Raw genomic sequence first — 15,940 nt, 5'->3', positions numbered from 1 at the left:
CTTATGTCTATTCCCTCACGCATCGCCAGAGTATGAAGCCGCGCTAGCCCTGATTTCGTCGGGCTGCATGAACGTTGAAGCCATTTTAAGCGCCGAGGTGCCGCTCGCAGAAGGGCTAATATATGATAAAGAAAAGGGGTTAATTAAGGTCGTGTTGAAGCCATAATTATTGCTACTGAGCTGGGGTGTATTGAGTAATCCGATCTCCAGCTTGTAACTCCAATAAATTGTCTTTCAGGAAAGTAATCGTAGTCTTTGTAACAGAAGCACATAACACTAACGGGCAAGGTATAAATTCACTATACTGAATTAGTACTCCGTTTCGCTCAAATTGGCTGCCAGAGCAGCAGGGTGTTGACGTAACGAGGCCATTTCTGCGGTAAATGAGAGTTCCGTCTGGTTGATATTCTGTATCGTAGTAAGCATCTGTATCATACATGGACCAGACTGGATTATTCACATTACGGCTTTGCAATATTTGCCACCGTTTGTAGAGCAAGTCAGATGGGCCAATAGAATCGTCGCTCTTGCAGGCGCTGGATAGGACAGCAAGTAAGCCCGAAAGAATAAGCAGATTTTTCATATTAAGGATAAGGCTGATAGACGGTTATTGCGTAGACTTGATCGATAACCAATTTGTTCGTCGTTAACTCGTCAATTCGCCAGACACTCTCCGGGGTAATGCAGCTGACCTGGGCACATATGCCATTTGGCGTCCGTTCTGGAAAAGGAATAGAGTCTACATCCGCAAGATCTAATGTATTGCCTTTACGCTTAAACCGGGCAGGAGAACAACAAGGGTCATATTTTCCATCGTCGCCGTATAAGATTGTGCCGTTTAATTGAAACGTTACAATAGTCCATTCGTTGGTCGGCGAAACCGACACCGTCTGACCATTTTTATAGCGTACCTCAGTCATACCCCATTTCCGGTACAACAGATCGCTGGAAATGGGAGTCGCGTTGTCTCGTTGACAGCCTACTACAACCACACTCAGCGTTAGTAACCCGTATAGTAAGCCTTTCATAATTTCGTCAGGTTTTGAGTAGAAGAGCCTGTTCTAACGCATTTCGTTGGAATACATGTAACATTATGCCCAATCCCCTTCGTATTGCCATTATTGGTCCTGGCAAAGTGGCCCACTTGCACGCCCAAGCCGTTCTACAAACGCCAGATACCAAATTAGTTGCCGTTTATGGCCGGACGAGTCAGAAAGCTGAAGATTTCGCCAATAAGTATGGCATCCGGGCATATACTGATGTGAACGAAATGGTAGGTAGTGAAAACGTCGATCTCTGCCTTGTCTGTACCTCGCACCCGGCTCACCGCGAGCCGACGGTAGCGGCCCTCAATGCGGGTTCACACGTGTTGGTTGAAAAACCACTGGCTTCATCCCTCGACGATTGTGATGCCATGATCGAAGCGGCCAAACAGAATAACCGCTATCTCGGTGTAATCAGCCAACGGCGGTTTTACGAACCTAGCCAGCGTATCCGGCAGGCCATCGATTCGGGGAAGATCGGGAAACCTGTGCTTGGCACCATTCAGATGCTGGGATGGCGCAACGAAGCGTACTACCAAAGTGATTCCTGGCGTGGAACCTGGGCCGACGAAGGCGGGGGTGTATTAGTCAATCAGTCACCCCATCAGTTGGATTTACTGCTCTGGTATATGGGTGAAATTGACGAAGTATTTGGGGTTTGGCGCAATTTGAACCACCCGTATATTGAAGTGGATGACACCGCGCTGGCCATCGTAAAATTCAAAAACGGCGGCTTGGGAAACATCATCGTGAGCAATTCGCAGAAGCCGGGAATCTTTGGGAAGGTTCACGTTCACGGTCAGAATGGGGCATCGGTAGGTGTTCAGACCGATGGCGGGGCGTTGTTCATTGCGGGGATGTCAACGATCACAGACCCACCCGTCAATGATCTCTGGACGGTGCCCGGTGAAGAAAATCTTCTGGCTCAGTTCATTACTGAAGACACTGCTTTCTTTAATACAATCGACGCGACGGTCTATTATTTTGGGCTGCAAATCGCCGAATTTCGCGATGCTGTTCGGGAAGGCCGCCCACCTATTGTAACCGGCGAAGACGGTCGTAAAGTCGTGGCTTTGTTTCAGGCCATTTACGAATCGACCCGCACTGGTTTGCCGGTGAAGATGTAAAAAAGTAAAGAGGGTAAGTACGTACTTACCCTCTCTATTAAGTTGTTAATCAGCAAGGAATTAGTTTGTTGGATCGGCTGGCGTACTGGTATTGTTATTACGTTCGGTCAGGGGATACGGGAAAAAATTCCGGTTCCGTTCTGCGTTGGCTGCTCCCGGACCGGGCCGATTAAATCGGCGGCTGTCTTCAAGCCGGAAACCCTGATACGCCAGTTCAATTTGACGATTCCGATAAATCTCTGTCAGAATGGCGTCGGCTGTTTGTGGCCCGGTATAAGCAGGAAGCCCTGCGCCAAAACCGAACGCATCCGTAGCGGTTGTTTTGGTCAGCACCTTATTTAACGCCGTTACAGCACCCGCCAGATCTCCTTTGCGAGCAGATGCTTCGGCCTGAATCAGCATGATTTCACCCGGTAGGTAAACTGGTACAGCCGCGTTGTTGGCCGTGTAGAAAGCCGTTGCAATTACAGGAGCTACGGCTGTATTAGAACTAACTTTCGTTAAAAAGGCGATCCGTTTGTCAGTGGCATCGGGAGTCAGCGTACCCGTCAAGCCGAGGCTTGCATTGGTTGGCTGAAACACGTTCAGGTTGCCAAAGGTGTATTCAAATAGCGGATTACGCGTATTATCGTCAAAGTTATAGACCGATTTTTTCGTCAGATCGACTTTGGCAGCAGCGGCAAGCGCCTTATCGTAATCACCCGAAAACAGTGCGTAACGGGCAATCAGGGCCTGAATAGTATTCGCAAGATCAATTCCCGTTACAACCTTACCCGTAAAGTCGGCTGATGCGGGCGTTGTGGCTACCTGTGTGGCGGCTGCTTCAAGCGTAGTAATAGCTTCCTTGAACACTTGTACTCGTGGTACAAACGGTACATTATTTCCCGTCGTAATAGGCGACTGCTCAAAAAACAGACCCAATGTACCCAGTGATAATGCCCGGAATATAGACGCGTAAGCGACAATCCCGCTTTTCGTACCGGCATCGCTCACTACGCCCGTATTGGCTAAAATCAGTTCGGCGTTTGACCGGACTAAGTGGCTCTGTGTCCAGAGGTTGCGCACAACGCTGTTGATATTGCTAACGTTACTTGCACCCAGGGCAAGGTTGGCTTCGTCTGCATTGCCTACGTTCAATACAAACTCTTCGCGTGTTGTCAGGCCCCCGCCCGCCGTGCTGGCATAAAGCACGCTTAATGCACCACCAGTCGTGTAGCGGTATTGCAGCCCGTTGCAGAGCGTCATCAACCCATCGGGCGAACTAACCGCCTGCGACTGACTGATGGTACTTGGATTCAGATATTCCTTGGTGCTGCAAGCCAACTGCGTCAGGAGCATGCCTGCCAGAAGGATAGATATATAAAGTTTTTTCATGATTAAAATGTCGCCGATAGTTTAAGTTGATACGTACGTGGAATGGGGACGTTTCCGAAATCGACAGCCCGTAACAGGTCGTTGTTGCCACCTGCATTTGTTTCGGGATCGAAGCCCGTGTACTTATCCCATGAATACAGATTGCGACCCACTATCGCCACGTTTAAACGGCTGATGCTTTTGACCAGCGTAGGCAGCGTATAGCTGATCGATACTTCACGCAGCTTGGTGTACGAACCCTTATCAACGCGGAATTCCTGGGTGTTGTAAATGCCGAAAATGTAGCCGCGCGGTAGTTCACCTCTCAGTTCTTTTTCTGCGTAGTCACCTAAACCTACGCCTTGGCGCGTCCGTTTGTCAGCGTTGAAGACATCAACTCCCTGCACGGCATCTAGCAGGATATGTAGATTTAGTTTTTTGTACGACAGATTGGTACTAAATGAACCGGTCCATTTTGGGTTTGGATTGCCGATAATAACGTTGGCCGTCGGCTTGCTAACGTCTAACGTGCCGTCAGAATTACGGGATGGCACGTAATCAATAGCGCCATTCGCTTGTCCTGTAGCCCGCTCCGATTGAGGGAAGCCTGACGGTGAAAGTAGCAGCGAACCATCCGTATTGCGAGCATACGCACTACCGTAGAAAACTCCAACTGGCTGACCAACAATTAGGTTGGCCGGAGCACCCGACGCCGACGCTGCATCGGGGTTAATGATTGGCTGGCCGCCCAAGTCCAATATTTTGTTCCGGTTGTTGTTGTAGATGAGCGTAACATCCCAGTTCAGGTTTTTGGTTTTGATCGGCGTTACGTCCAGAACAACTTCAAATCCTTTGTTTTCCATCGACCCTACGTTATTCACGATACTCGTGCCGCCCGTGGTTGGAGCCAACGTCCGGTTTACAACCAGGTTGTTGATCTTCTGGTGATAAGCGGTTATGCCTAACCCAATCCGGCCATTGAAGAACGATAGATCGGCACCACCTTCGAGTTCGGCCATGCGTTCAGGGCGCACGTCGGGGTTAGCCAATTGCGTACCGGGTGTCACGGTATTTTTGCCAAGAAAACCCACCGGACTAAACTGGTAGAAACGCGCGTACGAACCAATACCCGACAGGTTACCCGCTTCGCCGTAACTAGCTCGTAGTTTCAGGCTGTTGAAAACGTTGCCAGACGACATGTTTTTCCAGAAATCAAGATCCGACACGATAAACGAACCGCTTACTTTGGGGTAATACTGGTTGGTCTGACTTGGCGAAAACTTCGACGACTGATCGCGCCGGACGGCCCCGGTAATGAACGCCAGATTCCGGTAGCCCAGCGTAGCCTGCGCAAATAGGCCGCTCAAACTGTATCGATCCAAATCGTAACGTACCTGATACGTCGTATTGCTGGCTCCGCTAACGGTTTCGATAAATGGCGACAGGTTTTGTCCACTATTAACCGAGTAATCGGATTGGAAATACTGATAGCTGTATCCAACAGCCGCATTCAATTTGAACTTGTCGTTGAACTGCCGCTCGTATTGCGCGTTCAGATCGTTATTGAATTGCAGCACCTGATTGGTGGCGGTGGCAGCAAACCCACCCGGATAACGAGCGGCTGGCAGACCGGCAATGGCTTGGTACGGGTACGGTCGAATGTAGTTTTTGCCGAACTGCGAATAAGCATCTATTCCCGCTATATAATCAACCGTTAGTCCTTTGAACGGCGTTATATTCAATTGGAAGCTGCTGATGGTGCGGCTCACCGACTGCGAAAACTTCATGTCTTCAATTGTAGACAGTGGGTTCACACGCGTTGGTTCAACGGCTTGCAGATTCCCGGCGGCATCGCGCTTCGTAATGTCGTAAATGTTGTTAGTGATGTTAACGGAGTTGATGGGGCTGTAGAATACATTACCGTTCGCTTTCTCATTAGAAAAGCTGTTGGCGTAACTCAATCCTATCGATACTTTGGCCCAGTTAGTTAACCGCTGATCGACGCGGGCGCGAAGGTTATACCGCGTAAAGTCAGTTCCTTTAATAATACCCTCATTTTTCAGATACCCGAACGAGACGTAGTACTGCGTGTTGTCGCGTCCACCCGAAACAGACAAATTATTATCGGTGCCGTAGCCCGTCCGAAAAATTTGATCGAAGTAGTTGTACCGCTGAACATCGACCAAATTGGTGGCTAACAGTGTATTCGCGCCATCGCGGTAAATACTCGTTGTTGTTGTACCAGGATTAGCCGCAATCTGAGCCGCCGAAATGCCCCCAATGGGATAAAGTCGCAGGGCCGCAAAGCCGAATTGCTTGCCGTAGGTATTGATGGGCACGCTTTTTCGCAGTTCATTGATATTGAAAGAGGTCGAGAACGTCACCTGCGCTTTACCACTCTGTCCACGCTTTGTTGTGATGATTACAACGCCGTTGGCCGCCCGCGAACCGTATTGAGCAGCCGCAGCCGCGCCATTTATTACGTTTAGTGTGGCAATATCGTCGGGGTTAATATCTGATAGACGATTCTGGCCGACGTTGGCATTCCCCACATCATTCGACAAGGCAATCTGCGAAACGTTGGTACTGGCATTGCTCACAATCACGCCATCAACTACATAAAGCGGGTCTGAAGAGCCAACCAATGACTTTATGCCGCGTAGCCGAATGCTGATGCCCCCTGCCGGATCGCCGGAGTTCTGGGTAATTTGTGCACCAGGTACCTTGCCCTGCAACGAATTGATAAGATTCGCTGAGCCCGTTTGTTGCAAATCGGAGGATTTAATGGTGCTGATGGCATTGCCCAATTCACGCTTGGGAGCCGACAATGTTGATCCAGTTACAACGACTTCGTCGAGGTTTGTCGTCGCGGCCACTAGTTCAGCATTTACCGTAATTTGGTCGGCATTGCCCAGCGTAGTATTTTGACGGACTGTTTCGTAACCGATAGCCGTAAACGCTAGCGTTATAGGTCCCGGCTTAATCGTTACGGGAAACGTGTAGTCGCCGTTCGCATCAGTTGTTGTGCCAAGCGTTGTGCCAACAATAACCACTGTAGTGCCGGGGAGGGCTAATTTATCCGCGTCTGTAACGTGGCCCTTGATCGTGAAGCGAGCACTCTGCGCAAACACGTTTGTGCAAAGTAATAAAGGTAGCCAAAGCATCCAGATGAGGTGAATACGTCGGCTAACAAGTATGTACCTGTTGTCCATAGGTTAGTAGTAAAAGGGGTAGATGATTAGAAAATAACGATAATTTAATGTGAAATATAAGTATAAAAGCGTGTCTAGTCCATCTGGTAGACCTTATTAAGGTATAAAAAACAAAATGCCATTTTTTAGTAAATTTGAATCTTCGATAAGTCCCATATACTTCATGATCAATCGCAACTTATTTGGATGGCTGTTTATTACTGCCCTCCTGTTTGCTCAGGTGGCAACTGCACAACCGGCCAATTCACAAGCTAAACAACGGTATGCTACCCTCCAGCAAGCCTTGTCTTCTGGCGGTCAACTGGCGGGTGCGCCGGGGCCACGCAGTGTTAACTGGACAGAGGGCGGCACTAAGTTTTCATTTACAGATGGTCAGGGTATCATCAAGACGTTGTCGCCGAAAGACCAGAAAGAGGAAGTCGTTTTCGACGGTAGCCAACTAAAGTTTCCCGGTACAGACAAACCTTTTGCTTACGGCTCGTTTCAATGGTCGAAAGATTCAAAGAATATCCTGTTTCAAGCTAACTTTCGACCCGTGTACCGGCGGTCGGGCGTGTCCGATTATTACGTTTATGCCGTGGCCGATAAGAGTCTGAAACTGGTAGCCAAAGATGCGCAGACGGCTGAACTGGCACCCGACGGAAGCAAAGTCGGCTATGAGCGGGGTGGTAATCTCTTCGTGTTCGACTTTTCGACACAAAAAGAAGCGCAACTTACCAATGATGCTAAAGTAGCTTTCGTGAACGGTCGTTTCGGGTGGGTGTATGAAGAAGAATTTGGTCTGGCACAAGCGTGGGAATGGTCGCCTGATAGTAAATTCATTGCCTTCTGGCAGTCCGACGAGCGCCAGGTACCGATCTACAAACTGACGGATTATAAGGGCTTCGACGAAAAATTTGATTCGCTGCCTTACCCGCGTGTGGGCGACCAGAATCCAACGGTGCGCATTGGTGTCATTGAATTGGCTAACAAAGCCAATCCAGCCCAGGCAACGAAGTGGATGAACGTTGAACTTGGTGATGGCTACATTCCGCGCATCTACTGGACATCGCAGGAAGGCCAACTCGCATTGATGCATCTGAACCGCAAACAAAATCACCTGCGTCTCTTTATGGCGAATGTGCGTACTGGTGATGCCCGTCAGATTATGGAAGAGAAATCGAACACCTGGGTTGATATCTTCGATTTCTTCGCGGGAATTAATCACCTGATTTACTTCCCGGCAGGTGTTCAGGAGTTTTATTGGGTGTCCGACCGCGACGGTTTTGCGCATCTGTATCGCTACGATTATTCGGGGAAACTGCTCAGTGCGGTTACAAGCGGCAAGTGGGAGGTAACGTACGTTCATCATATTGATCCGAAGGCGAAGAAGGTCTACTTTACATCGACCGAGGCATCGCCATTGGAACGGCAGTTGTTCGTGGCCGACGTAGATGGGAAAAACAAACGCCGGTTAACATCCGTACCGGGTCGGCACGCGGTCAATTTCTCGCCCAATGGGCAGTATTTTATTGACAAATATTCGAATGTTTCAACCCCTACGCAGGTAGAGCTGCGTGATACCAAAGGTCAGCTTATCAAGGCGTTGGAAACGAATAAGAACGTGGCGACCTATATGGCCAGTCATACGTATTCGCCCAAAGAACTTGTCAACTTTACAACCTCCGACGGTCAGCAAATAGACATTTCAATTATAAAACCGATTGACTTTGATCCTACGAAAAAATATCCTGTTATGCTGGATGTTTATGGCGGACCGGGTGCGCAATCGGTTTATAATGAGTTCGCTACCACGGGTTGGCATCAGTGGCTGGCGCAAACGGGCTACATTGTGGTTGGGGTAAACAACCGGGGTAGCGGGGGATATGGCCGCGATTTTGAGAAAGTCGTTTACGAAAAGCTGGGTAAGTATGAGAGTCTGGATTTTGCCGAAAGTGCAGCTTATCTGGCGAAACAACCGTGGGTAGACGGCACCCGAATGGCTATTCGGGGCCACAGTTATGGTGGTTATACCAGTAGCTTCACCATGCTGACGCACCCCGGCGTGTTTAAAGTGTCTCTTGTGGGAGCACCCGTAACCGACTGGCGGCTTTACGACTCTATTTACACCGAACGATACATGGGTTTACTGCCCGAAAACGAAGAAAAGTATAAGATCAGCGCCGTTTCGCCCTATGCCAAAAACCTGGTTGGCAAGATGTTCATCGCTCACTCGACAATGGACGAAAATGTACATGTGCGTAACACGTTCCAACTTATGAACGCGCTGGAAGATGCGGGTAAAGATGCCGACCTGCGTATTTATCCGCCCGGTGCGCATGGCGTGGCTTATAGTTCAGGCACGCAATTATTGCTATATCAGCAGTACACGACCTACCTGGAAACGTACCTGAAAGGTGGAACGATAGCAAACTAAGAAGAGGTATTAAAAAATGTGCGGTCAGGTTCTCAAACCTGACCGCACATTTTTTACCGTAGTGCCCGTCGAATAACGTCTTCAACGCTTAACGTTGGATCTGCTTTCAGGGCATCATCTACACTTTTCTCCGCCGTTGGTTTTGGTAATCCCAGCGCAATCAGTGCCGCCATCGATTCCTCCCGAATCGGATTAGCAGCTGGTTGCTGGCGGTAACTTGGGCCGTCGGGTACAACGCCCGACCGTTTCATTTTGTCCCGCAATTCGAGAATGATACGCTGTGCTGTTTTGGCACCAATACCTTTAATGGCTTGCACCGCCCGGACATTTTCTCCCAGAATCGCCAGCCGTAAGTCGCCCGGCTGCATCGCCGACAGCATGCCCAAAGCCGTGTTCGGGCCAACACCTGATACACCAATCAAGTCTAAAAATAAACTCTTCTCATCTGCGTTGGCAAACCCATAAAGGGCTTGTAAATCTTCACGGAAAAGGTGGTGAATAAACAGTTTAATCCGGTCGCCCCCGCCGGGCAGCACCGTATAAGTATGAAGAGAGATATGAATGGAATAGCCCACTCCATGTACGTCAATAATGACATAAGCGGGTTCTTTATAGGACAGAATTCCGTCTAAATAAGCAATCATTCGTTGGTTGGAAAGGCTTGTTTTTTAGGTAGTTATGATAATGTAAAGATACGAAAAACCCACGACTTTTTGGGTAAAACGTCGTGGGTTGAATGGACTAGATATAAACCTAGCCAACTATTAGTTTCTGACCGGCCCGCAGCGAATTGCTTCGGATATGGTTCAATTTCTTGAGTCGGTCAATGGTTAAACCGTCATAGCGTTGAGCGATGTTCCAGAGCGTATCACCATCCTGTACGCGGTGATAACGCGGCTTGTAACGGGTTGCTTTTGCGACCACTTCTGCTTTCTTGCGACCTTTAGCTGTGCCTTGATCAGCCAGTCGCTCGGCGCGTGTTTCAGCAACTTCTTTGAGAATGACTAACTTCTGCCCACGTTGGATAGTCGTTGACCGAAGGTGATTCCATCGTTTCAGGTCGTACAGGTCAACATTATACCGCTCGGCAATGTCGCCTAGATTATCACCCTTTTTAACTACATAAGTCTGTTTCCGGGGCTTGCGCAATACGACCGTTTCAATATCTTCTTCTGGTGTATCGGCTGATTCAGCTACGGCGAGTTGAGCCGCTAGTTTCGCTGGTTTCTCTCCATTTTTACCCATCGCAGCAACCACTTCTCCAACGGGTGTGTCGTCGAGGCTCATACGAGCCAACGGATTACGGCCCAATGCGGTCCAGGCTCCCATCGAGTCGTTACCGTAACGGACATTTTCGGCAGTAGCCAGCAGGATATGCTCCATAACACCCGGTCTTTGGCTTGCTGAATCCAGAATAGCCCGCCGACGACTTGCGAAATAAGCGTATTGCTGCCGAGGTACCCTTAGCGGATAGCGATTTGTATAGTCAGGCAGAATGGTGGTTGTAATGGCCGGGTTCATCTTCTGCAAATCGACCAATGCCATGGTACTGTGCCTGGCAAATGTCTCAAGATTTAAATAGCCGCTAATCTGAATGGTGTCATGCGGAATGGGATACTCATAATTTTCGGCAACGATACCATGCTCGTTAGCATAGTGCATCAGATACGTGAACGCTACAAACTGAGGCACGTAACCCCGAGTTTCTTTGGGTAAAGCATCGTAAATTGTGTAGAATGAATCACCCCCCGACCGGCGCATAGCCCGTTTAACGGCACCCGGTCCGCAATTATAAGCGGCCAGTGTTAGCTCCCAATCACCAAAGATTGCATACAGATCGCGGAGATATTTGCAAGCGGCTTCGGTCGCTTTAACCGGGTCCATCCGCTCATCAATGTAATCGTCCTGATATAATTTCAGATCTCGGCCAGTGCCCGGCATAATTTGCCAGAGGCCCCCTGCTCCAGCATGGGAGACGGCTCTTGGAGTCAACGAAGATTCAACAATGGAGAGAAATTTTAACTCATCGGGTAAGCCATATTCCGCTAGCATTCGCTCGTAAAGCGGGAAAAAGAGCGGCATACGCTCCAACATAGTCTTTGTCGTGCTGGCCTTGCGGAAGGTGAAGTAGTCCACATAGGCTTGCACCGCTTTATGATAATTCAGTGGAATGGATTTCTGCAACTTTGCCAATCGCTCTCGCAACAAACTGTCAGGCACCGTTGGCACAATCGCAATAGTGTCTTTCCTGACGATTGTACTGTCTAAGTGAAACGTAGTCTCGGCATGGGCTATAGTCATTAGTCCCAGTGCCATACTCAACAGCCCTACTTTTATCAGGCTACGGTTCAGGTAGTTCATATAGGTTTCGTTACATTTTATAGTACGGCTGAAAAGCCGCTTTCGTCAACTAAAGATTGGCGACTTTCCAGCCGCATTACAAACTTTTTGCCAGTGCTACCAACGCACCCTCCGCAAAGGGTGGGCCCATCAATTGTAACCCAATAGGCAATCCCGTATCATCGGTGCCATTGGGAACAGATATAGCTGGATAACCAACCACATTAGCCTGCACCGTAAAAATGTCGGCCAGATACATCTGCAATGGATTATCCTCCGCACTCCGGCCAGTTTTTTCGCCTAAACGAAACGCTGATGTTGGCGTAGTAGGCGACAATAAAAAGTCATACTGCTCAAACAGACGTTCGGTTTCCTGACGAATCAACCGCCGAACCTGCTGGGCTTTTGTATAATAAGCATCGTAATAACTGGCACTCAAGACAAACGTACCGAGTAAAATACGCTTACGTACTTCCGCGCCAAATCCTTCTGTACGGCTTTTTTTGTACAACGACAAAAGATCCATCACTGATGCGTCCGTTGAAACACTTCTATACCCGTAGCGTACGCCGTCAAAGCGCGACAGGTTCGATGATGCTTCGGCAGTAGTTAAGATATAATAGGTGGGAAGCAGGTATTTAAGAAGCGATATATCGACGGGGTCTACTGTATGACCGGCATTTTTCAACGCGTCGATCTTAGTCTGGGTCGCTTCGCGAACGCTCTGGTCTACGCCCGCACTCTCAACGCCATCGCGCAAATAGGCAATGCGGAGTGGACGATTGGGTAGGGTTGTTTGTGTATAAGAAGAAACGGGCTGGCTTGATACGGTGCTGTCGAACTCGTCGGGACCAGCCATAATCTCAAGAAGCAGGGCCGCATCGTGAACAGTATTGGCAATTGGTCCGATACAATCGAAGGAAGAGGCATAGGCAATTAAACCCCAACGGCTAATGCGTCCGTAGGTTGGTTTTAGACCCACAATGCCACAGAAAGCGGCTGGCTGCCGAACAGAGCCACCCGTATCAGAACCGATGCTGGCTAAACAAAGACCCGCCTGAACAGCCACAGCCGACCCACCACTCGACCCGCCCGGTACGCGACTTGTGTCGTCGGCATTAAGAACAGGGCCAAATGCCGAATTTTCATTCGACGAGCCCATGGCAAACTCATCACAGTTTTGCCGGCCAATAATAATAACGTCTTCGTCGAGCAACCGTTGGACCGCCGTTGCTGTAAACTGTGCTGTAAAGTTGCCCAGAATCTTACTGCCCGCCCGAACCCCATGTCCGGCATAGCTTAGCACATCTTTTATGCCAATAACCATGCCCGCTAAGCGGCCAGCCGTACCGGAGGCTATCTTTTGGTCGATAATGTCAGCCTGCTGCCGGGCTTCGCTGGCATAAACCTCCGTAAAAGCGTTGAGGTGATTGTACTCATCAATGCGAGTAAGGTATTGCTCCACCAGCTTTCGGCAGGTGAGCGAACCGGTTTTGAGATCGGCCTGAACGGAGAGAAAGCTACGGTATAATGTCAAAACAAAGGACAGTTTTTGTTATTTCGGTAGTCCGGCTGGCCGGAGCCATGACAAAATGAGAAACAGACCATTAAGCGGCTCCAGATCGAAGCAGCTTAATGGTCTGTCTATAAAAAAAACTGGATTATTTCTCTGACTCTTTCAGACCATCTTCGATATTTTCGCGAACGTCTTTAGTGGCATCTTTAAATTCTTTGATACCTTTTCCTAAGCCTTTTGCCAGCTCTGGGATTTTCTTGGCGCCGAACAGAAGGAGCAGCGCCAGAAAAATGAATATCATTTCCTGACCGCCCAAACCCATAAATGCTAAAATGCTTGCCGAAATCATGTTTCCTGGGATTTGAATGTATGCAAAATTAACAAAACTCTTTCGTACAATCTATTAAAACTCGGTGAAACTTACGCAACAACGGGTAGTTTGGTTTCAAGTGTCAGGCTTAATGTTTTAGGCTTACTGGGTAAAAAGATGAATTTGGCCTTAAAACTAACCTCAACGACTATACTATATCCATCAAATCTTAATAGTCTTAACCGATTTGGATGCCGTTGCGCCCAAACCGGCTGTCGTTTGTTCCCACTGACGGAACTTCTCAATGTCATCGCTAATGGCGCTAAACAGCCAAAACATCAGCGCAATGTCATCCGTTAAACCCACAATTGGCAGAAAATCAGGTAAGATGTCAATTGGGGAGACAAAATAAATCAGCACCGCAATAACCCGAATTAGGGTTTTCCACGGCAGCTGGCGGTATTCGCCCGATGCATAGGCTTTTAATAGACGGGTAACAACGCCTAACTGTTCCCGAAAGGCCGCAATGTTATTACCAGATAAGCCACCACTTTTTGCTAATGCTTCCCGAATTAACTCAAAGAGACTGCGGGAGTTACGCGCATATCGAACAGCCCCTATATTCGCTCGTTTAAAGAAAATGGAGGCTAAAATCCGTGAAATAAGACTTTTGTTTGCCATTGTTTTTACTGTCATTCTTACCGGTAGCCAAGTAACAAAGCAACTAATGCCGATTGTCTACCAAAAAAATCATTGATTAATTTATAAACGGCGTAACCGACTATAAGTTTTATTCTGAACGTTTTGGTTTGTCTTGAACCTGAAACGTACTTTTGCGCTCACTTGTTAACCCTTTAATTTCGAATACCGTATGAAAGTTACCGTAGTAGGTGCGGGGGCTGTTGGAGCCACCTGCGCTGATAACATCGTCCGCCGGGAACTCGCCCATGAAGTCGTACTATTGGACATCAAAGAAGGCATCAGCGAAGGAAAATCTCTTGATATGCTTCAGGCGTCAACATTGCTTGACTGCGACATAAAGCTGATAGGTTCTACAAATGATTACGAAAAAACGGCTGGTTCGGATGTGGTTGTAATCACATCGGGTTTGCCGCGCAAGCCGGGCATGACCCGCGAAGACCTCATTGGTATCAATGCGGGTATTGTGAAGGGTGTAACCGAAAATATATTGAAATACTCGCCCGATGCGATTTTCATTATTATCTCGAACCCGATGGATACCATGACTTACCTCGCGCTCAAGGCGTCGGGCTTGCCAAAAAATCGGGTCATTGGATTAGGTGGTGCACTGGACTCTGCCCGCTTCAAAACGTATTTGTCGTTAGCCATGAATTGCTCGCCTAACGATATTCAGGCTTCAGTAATTGGCGGTCACGGCGATACCACCATGATTCCGCTGACGCGTTTGGCTACTAAAGCCGGTGTTCCGGTAAGCCACTTTTTAGATGACGAAACCCTGAAAAAAGTAGCCGCTGACACAATGGTGGGTGGTGCTACGCTGACGGGCCTGATTGGTACATCGGCCTGGTATGCGCCGGGTGCAGCTGGTGCCTATATGGTTGAGAGTATCTTGCGCGATCAAAAACGCGTGATTCCATCCTGTGTGTTGCTGGAAGGTGAATACGGTCAGTCAGATATTTGTCTCGGTGTGCCGGTCGTTTTAGGACGTAACGGCTGGGAGGAAATCATCGACTATAAACTGACCGACGAAGAACAGGCTGCTTTCAGTAAATCGGCTGACGCGGTTCGGAATATGAATGGCGTACTGAGCACCCTTAATATTGGTGTGTAGATAATAGACTTTCAGTAAAACAAAAAACCGGTCGTTCTGACCGGTTTTTTGTTTTACTGAAAGTCAGAAAGACATTAATGCCTTTATATAATAACTTACTGGCTTGCTAATACTCTTCCTTGTAAAGTGAGTTGGATGACGCTGAAAAAAGCTCTCGGGCAAAAAAAAGTCCGGTTTGTCTTTCCTCAATGATCAGATTTGCTTTGGCGAAAGTATAGTAACAAAAAATAAATCCTTACGTTACCTCTGAAAACACTAACTGCCATGAAAAACATACTATTGCTTGTCGGTATATCGGTACTGTTTTTACTAGTTAACTCATGCCAGCAAGTATCAGCACCGACGCCTGTAATAGACCCCGATCCAGTTCTAAACGTCCCTTTTTTCAATCAGTATAAAACAGAGTTTCGTGGATATCAAACCAGTAAACTTCTTGACTTTTGGTACAAGGGTAGAAGTAAAGAGTCAGTAGAATTTGCGGCTATTAATGACCAGAAAACATACCAGACCTTTTTTGACCAAACATCCGATAGTGGTCTAGTCGTTATTGATTTTAACCGGTATACATTACTTGTTGGCAATCGTGGAAACTACGGTACATTTATGAGTGATGGACCTGCCAATATAAAAAGTGTTGAGCAAGATTTGCAGCCAAACACCAACGGCGAATGGCAATATATTGTAACAGTTAGTGCTAAAAATAAAGGGAGTGAATGGTTTGGCTTTAGTGCGCTCGTACCCCGTATTGAAAAACCTGAAACGGTTAAATTAACGATGAAATATAAGTACGATTAAGAGGATAAAATTTGT

13 protein-coding genes are annotated in these 15,940 nt (G+C 48.1%); 4 read left to right on the top strand and 9 right to left on the bottom strand.

Going from position 1 to position 15,940, the window contains the following annotated elements; all coding sequences use genetic code 11:
* Nucleotides 1-172: 172 nt before the first annotated feature.
* Entirely contained in the window at nt 173-583 is a 411-nt protein-coding gene (locus ACFS25_RS18735) for a hypothetical protein (protein WP_381504062.1), read from the bottom strand.
* Between the two features lies 1 nt (nt 584).
* Complete coding sequence (locus tag ACFS25_RS18730; protein ID WP_381504060.1) at nt 585-1,028, bottom strand: hypothetical protein; 444 nt, start codon at nt 1,026-1,028, stop codon at nt 585-587.
* 65 nt (nt 1,029-1,093) lie between these two features.
* Here ACFS25_RS18730 and ACFS25_RS18725 point away from each other — a divergent pair, with 65 nt between their 5' ends.
* Nucleotides 1,094-2,170: a Gfo/Idh/MocA family protein gene (locus ACFS25_RS18725; protein ID WP_381504058.1), complete on the top strand. Its 1,077-nt coding sequence runs from the start codon at nt 1,094-1,096 to the stop codon at nt 2,168-2,170.
* Between the two features lie 60 nt (nt 2,171-2,230).
* On the opposite strand, the gene ACFS25_RS18720 is transcribed toward ACFS25_RS18725, so the two are convergent.
* Together ACFS25_RS18720 and ACFS25_RS18715 are read right to left on the bottom strand one after the other, a co-directional pair.
* Entirely contained in the window at nt 2,231-3,544 is a 1,314-nt protein-coding gene (locus tag ACFS25_RS18720; protein ID WP_381504056.1) for a RagB/SusD family nutrient uptake outer membrane protein, read from the bottom strand.
* 2 nt (nt 3,545-3,546) lie between these two features.
* Nucleotides 3,547-6,687: a SusC/RagA family TonB-linked outer membrane protein gene (locus ACFS25_RS18715; protein ID WP_381504584.1), complete on the bottom strand. Its 3,141-nt coding sequence runs from the start codon at nt 6,685-6,687 to the stop codon at nt 3,547-3,549.
* 211 nt (nt 6,688-6,898) lie between these two features.
* On the opposite strand from ACFS25_RS18715, the gene ACFS25_RS18710 reads away from it, so the two are divergent.
* Nucleotides 6,899-9,151 carry a S9 family peptidase gene (locus ACFS25_RS18710; protein ID WP_381504054.1) on the top strand — a complete coding sequence of 751 codons (2,253 nt, stop codon included), beginning with the start codon at nt 6,899-6,901 and terminating at the stop codon, nt 9,149-9,151.
* Between the two features lie 53 nt (nt 9,152-9,204).
* Here the strand turns inward: ACFS25_RS18710 and ruvA are convergent, their stop codons facing one another.
* The 5 genes from ruvA to ACFS25_RS18685 form a co-directional block, all read right to left on the bottom strand.
* Nucleotides 9,205-9,795, bottom strand: a complete 591-nt coding sequence (gene ruvA, locus ACFS25_RS18705; protein ID WP_381504053.1) for a Holliday junction branch migration protein RuvA — start codon at nt 9,793-9,795, stop codon at nt 9,205-9,207.
* A 109-nt stretch (nt 9,796-9,904) separates the two neighbouring features.
* A complete protein-coding gene (locus ACFS25_RS18700; RefSeq protein ID WP_381504050.1) occupies nt 9,905-11,512 on the bottom strand; it encodes a lytic transglycosylase domain-containing protein in 1,608 nt (535 codons plus the stop codon).
* Between the two features lie 76 nt (nt 11,513-11,588).
* Nucleotides 11,589-13,028, bottom strand: a complete 1,440-nt coding sequence (gene gatA, locus ACFS25_RS18695; protein WP_381504047.1) for an Asp-tRNA(Asn)/Glu-tRNA(Gln) amidotransferase subunit GatA — start codon at nt 13,026-13,028, stop codon at nt 11,589-11,591.
* Nucleotides 13,029-13,152: 124 nt separating this feature from the next.
* Entirely contained in the window at nt 13,153-13,356 is a 204-nt protein-coding gene (locus tag ACFS25_RS18690; RefSeq protein ID WP_381504046.1) for a Sec-independent protein translocase subunit TatA/TatB, read from the bottom strand.
* A gap of 183 nt (nt 13,357-13,539) precedes the next feature.
* Nucleotides 13,540-13,998 (bottom strand): YkvA family protein, encoded by a 459-nt coding sequence (locus ACFS25_RS18685; RefSeq protein WP_381504045.1) that lies wholly within the window; start codon nt 13,996-13,998, stop codon nt 13,540-13,542.
* A gap of 190 nt (nt 13,999-14,188) precedes the next feature.
* Here ACFS25_RS18685 and mdh point away from each other — a divergent pair, with 190 nt between their 5' ends.
* The gene (gene mdh, locus ACFS25_RS18680; protein WP_381504042.1) at nt 14,189-15,130 is read left to right on the top strand and encodes a malate dehydrogenase; all 942 of its coding nucleotides are present in this window, start codon (nt 14,189-14,191) and stop codon (nt 15,128-15,130) included.
* 264 nt (nt 15,131-15,394) lie between these two features.
* Nucleotides 15,395-15,925 carry a hypothetical protein gene (locus tag ACFS25_RS18675; RefSeq protein WP_381504040.1) on the top strand — a complete coding sequence of 177 codons (531 nt, stop codon included), beginning with the start codon at nt 15,395-15,397 and terminating at the stop codon, nt 15,923-15,925.
* Nucleotides 15,926-15,940 lie beyond the last annotated feature (15 nt).

The sequence above is a fragment of the Spirosoma flavum genome, from assembly GCF_042686045.1.
Classification (GTDB): Bacteria; Bacteroidota; Bacteroidia; order Cytophagales; family Spirosomataceae; genus Spirosoma; species Spirosoma flavum.
Note: the sequence above shows the minus strand (reverse complement) of the source record. Positions and strands in the feature narration are given on the sequence as shown.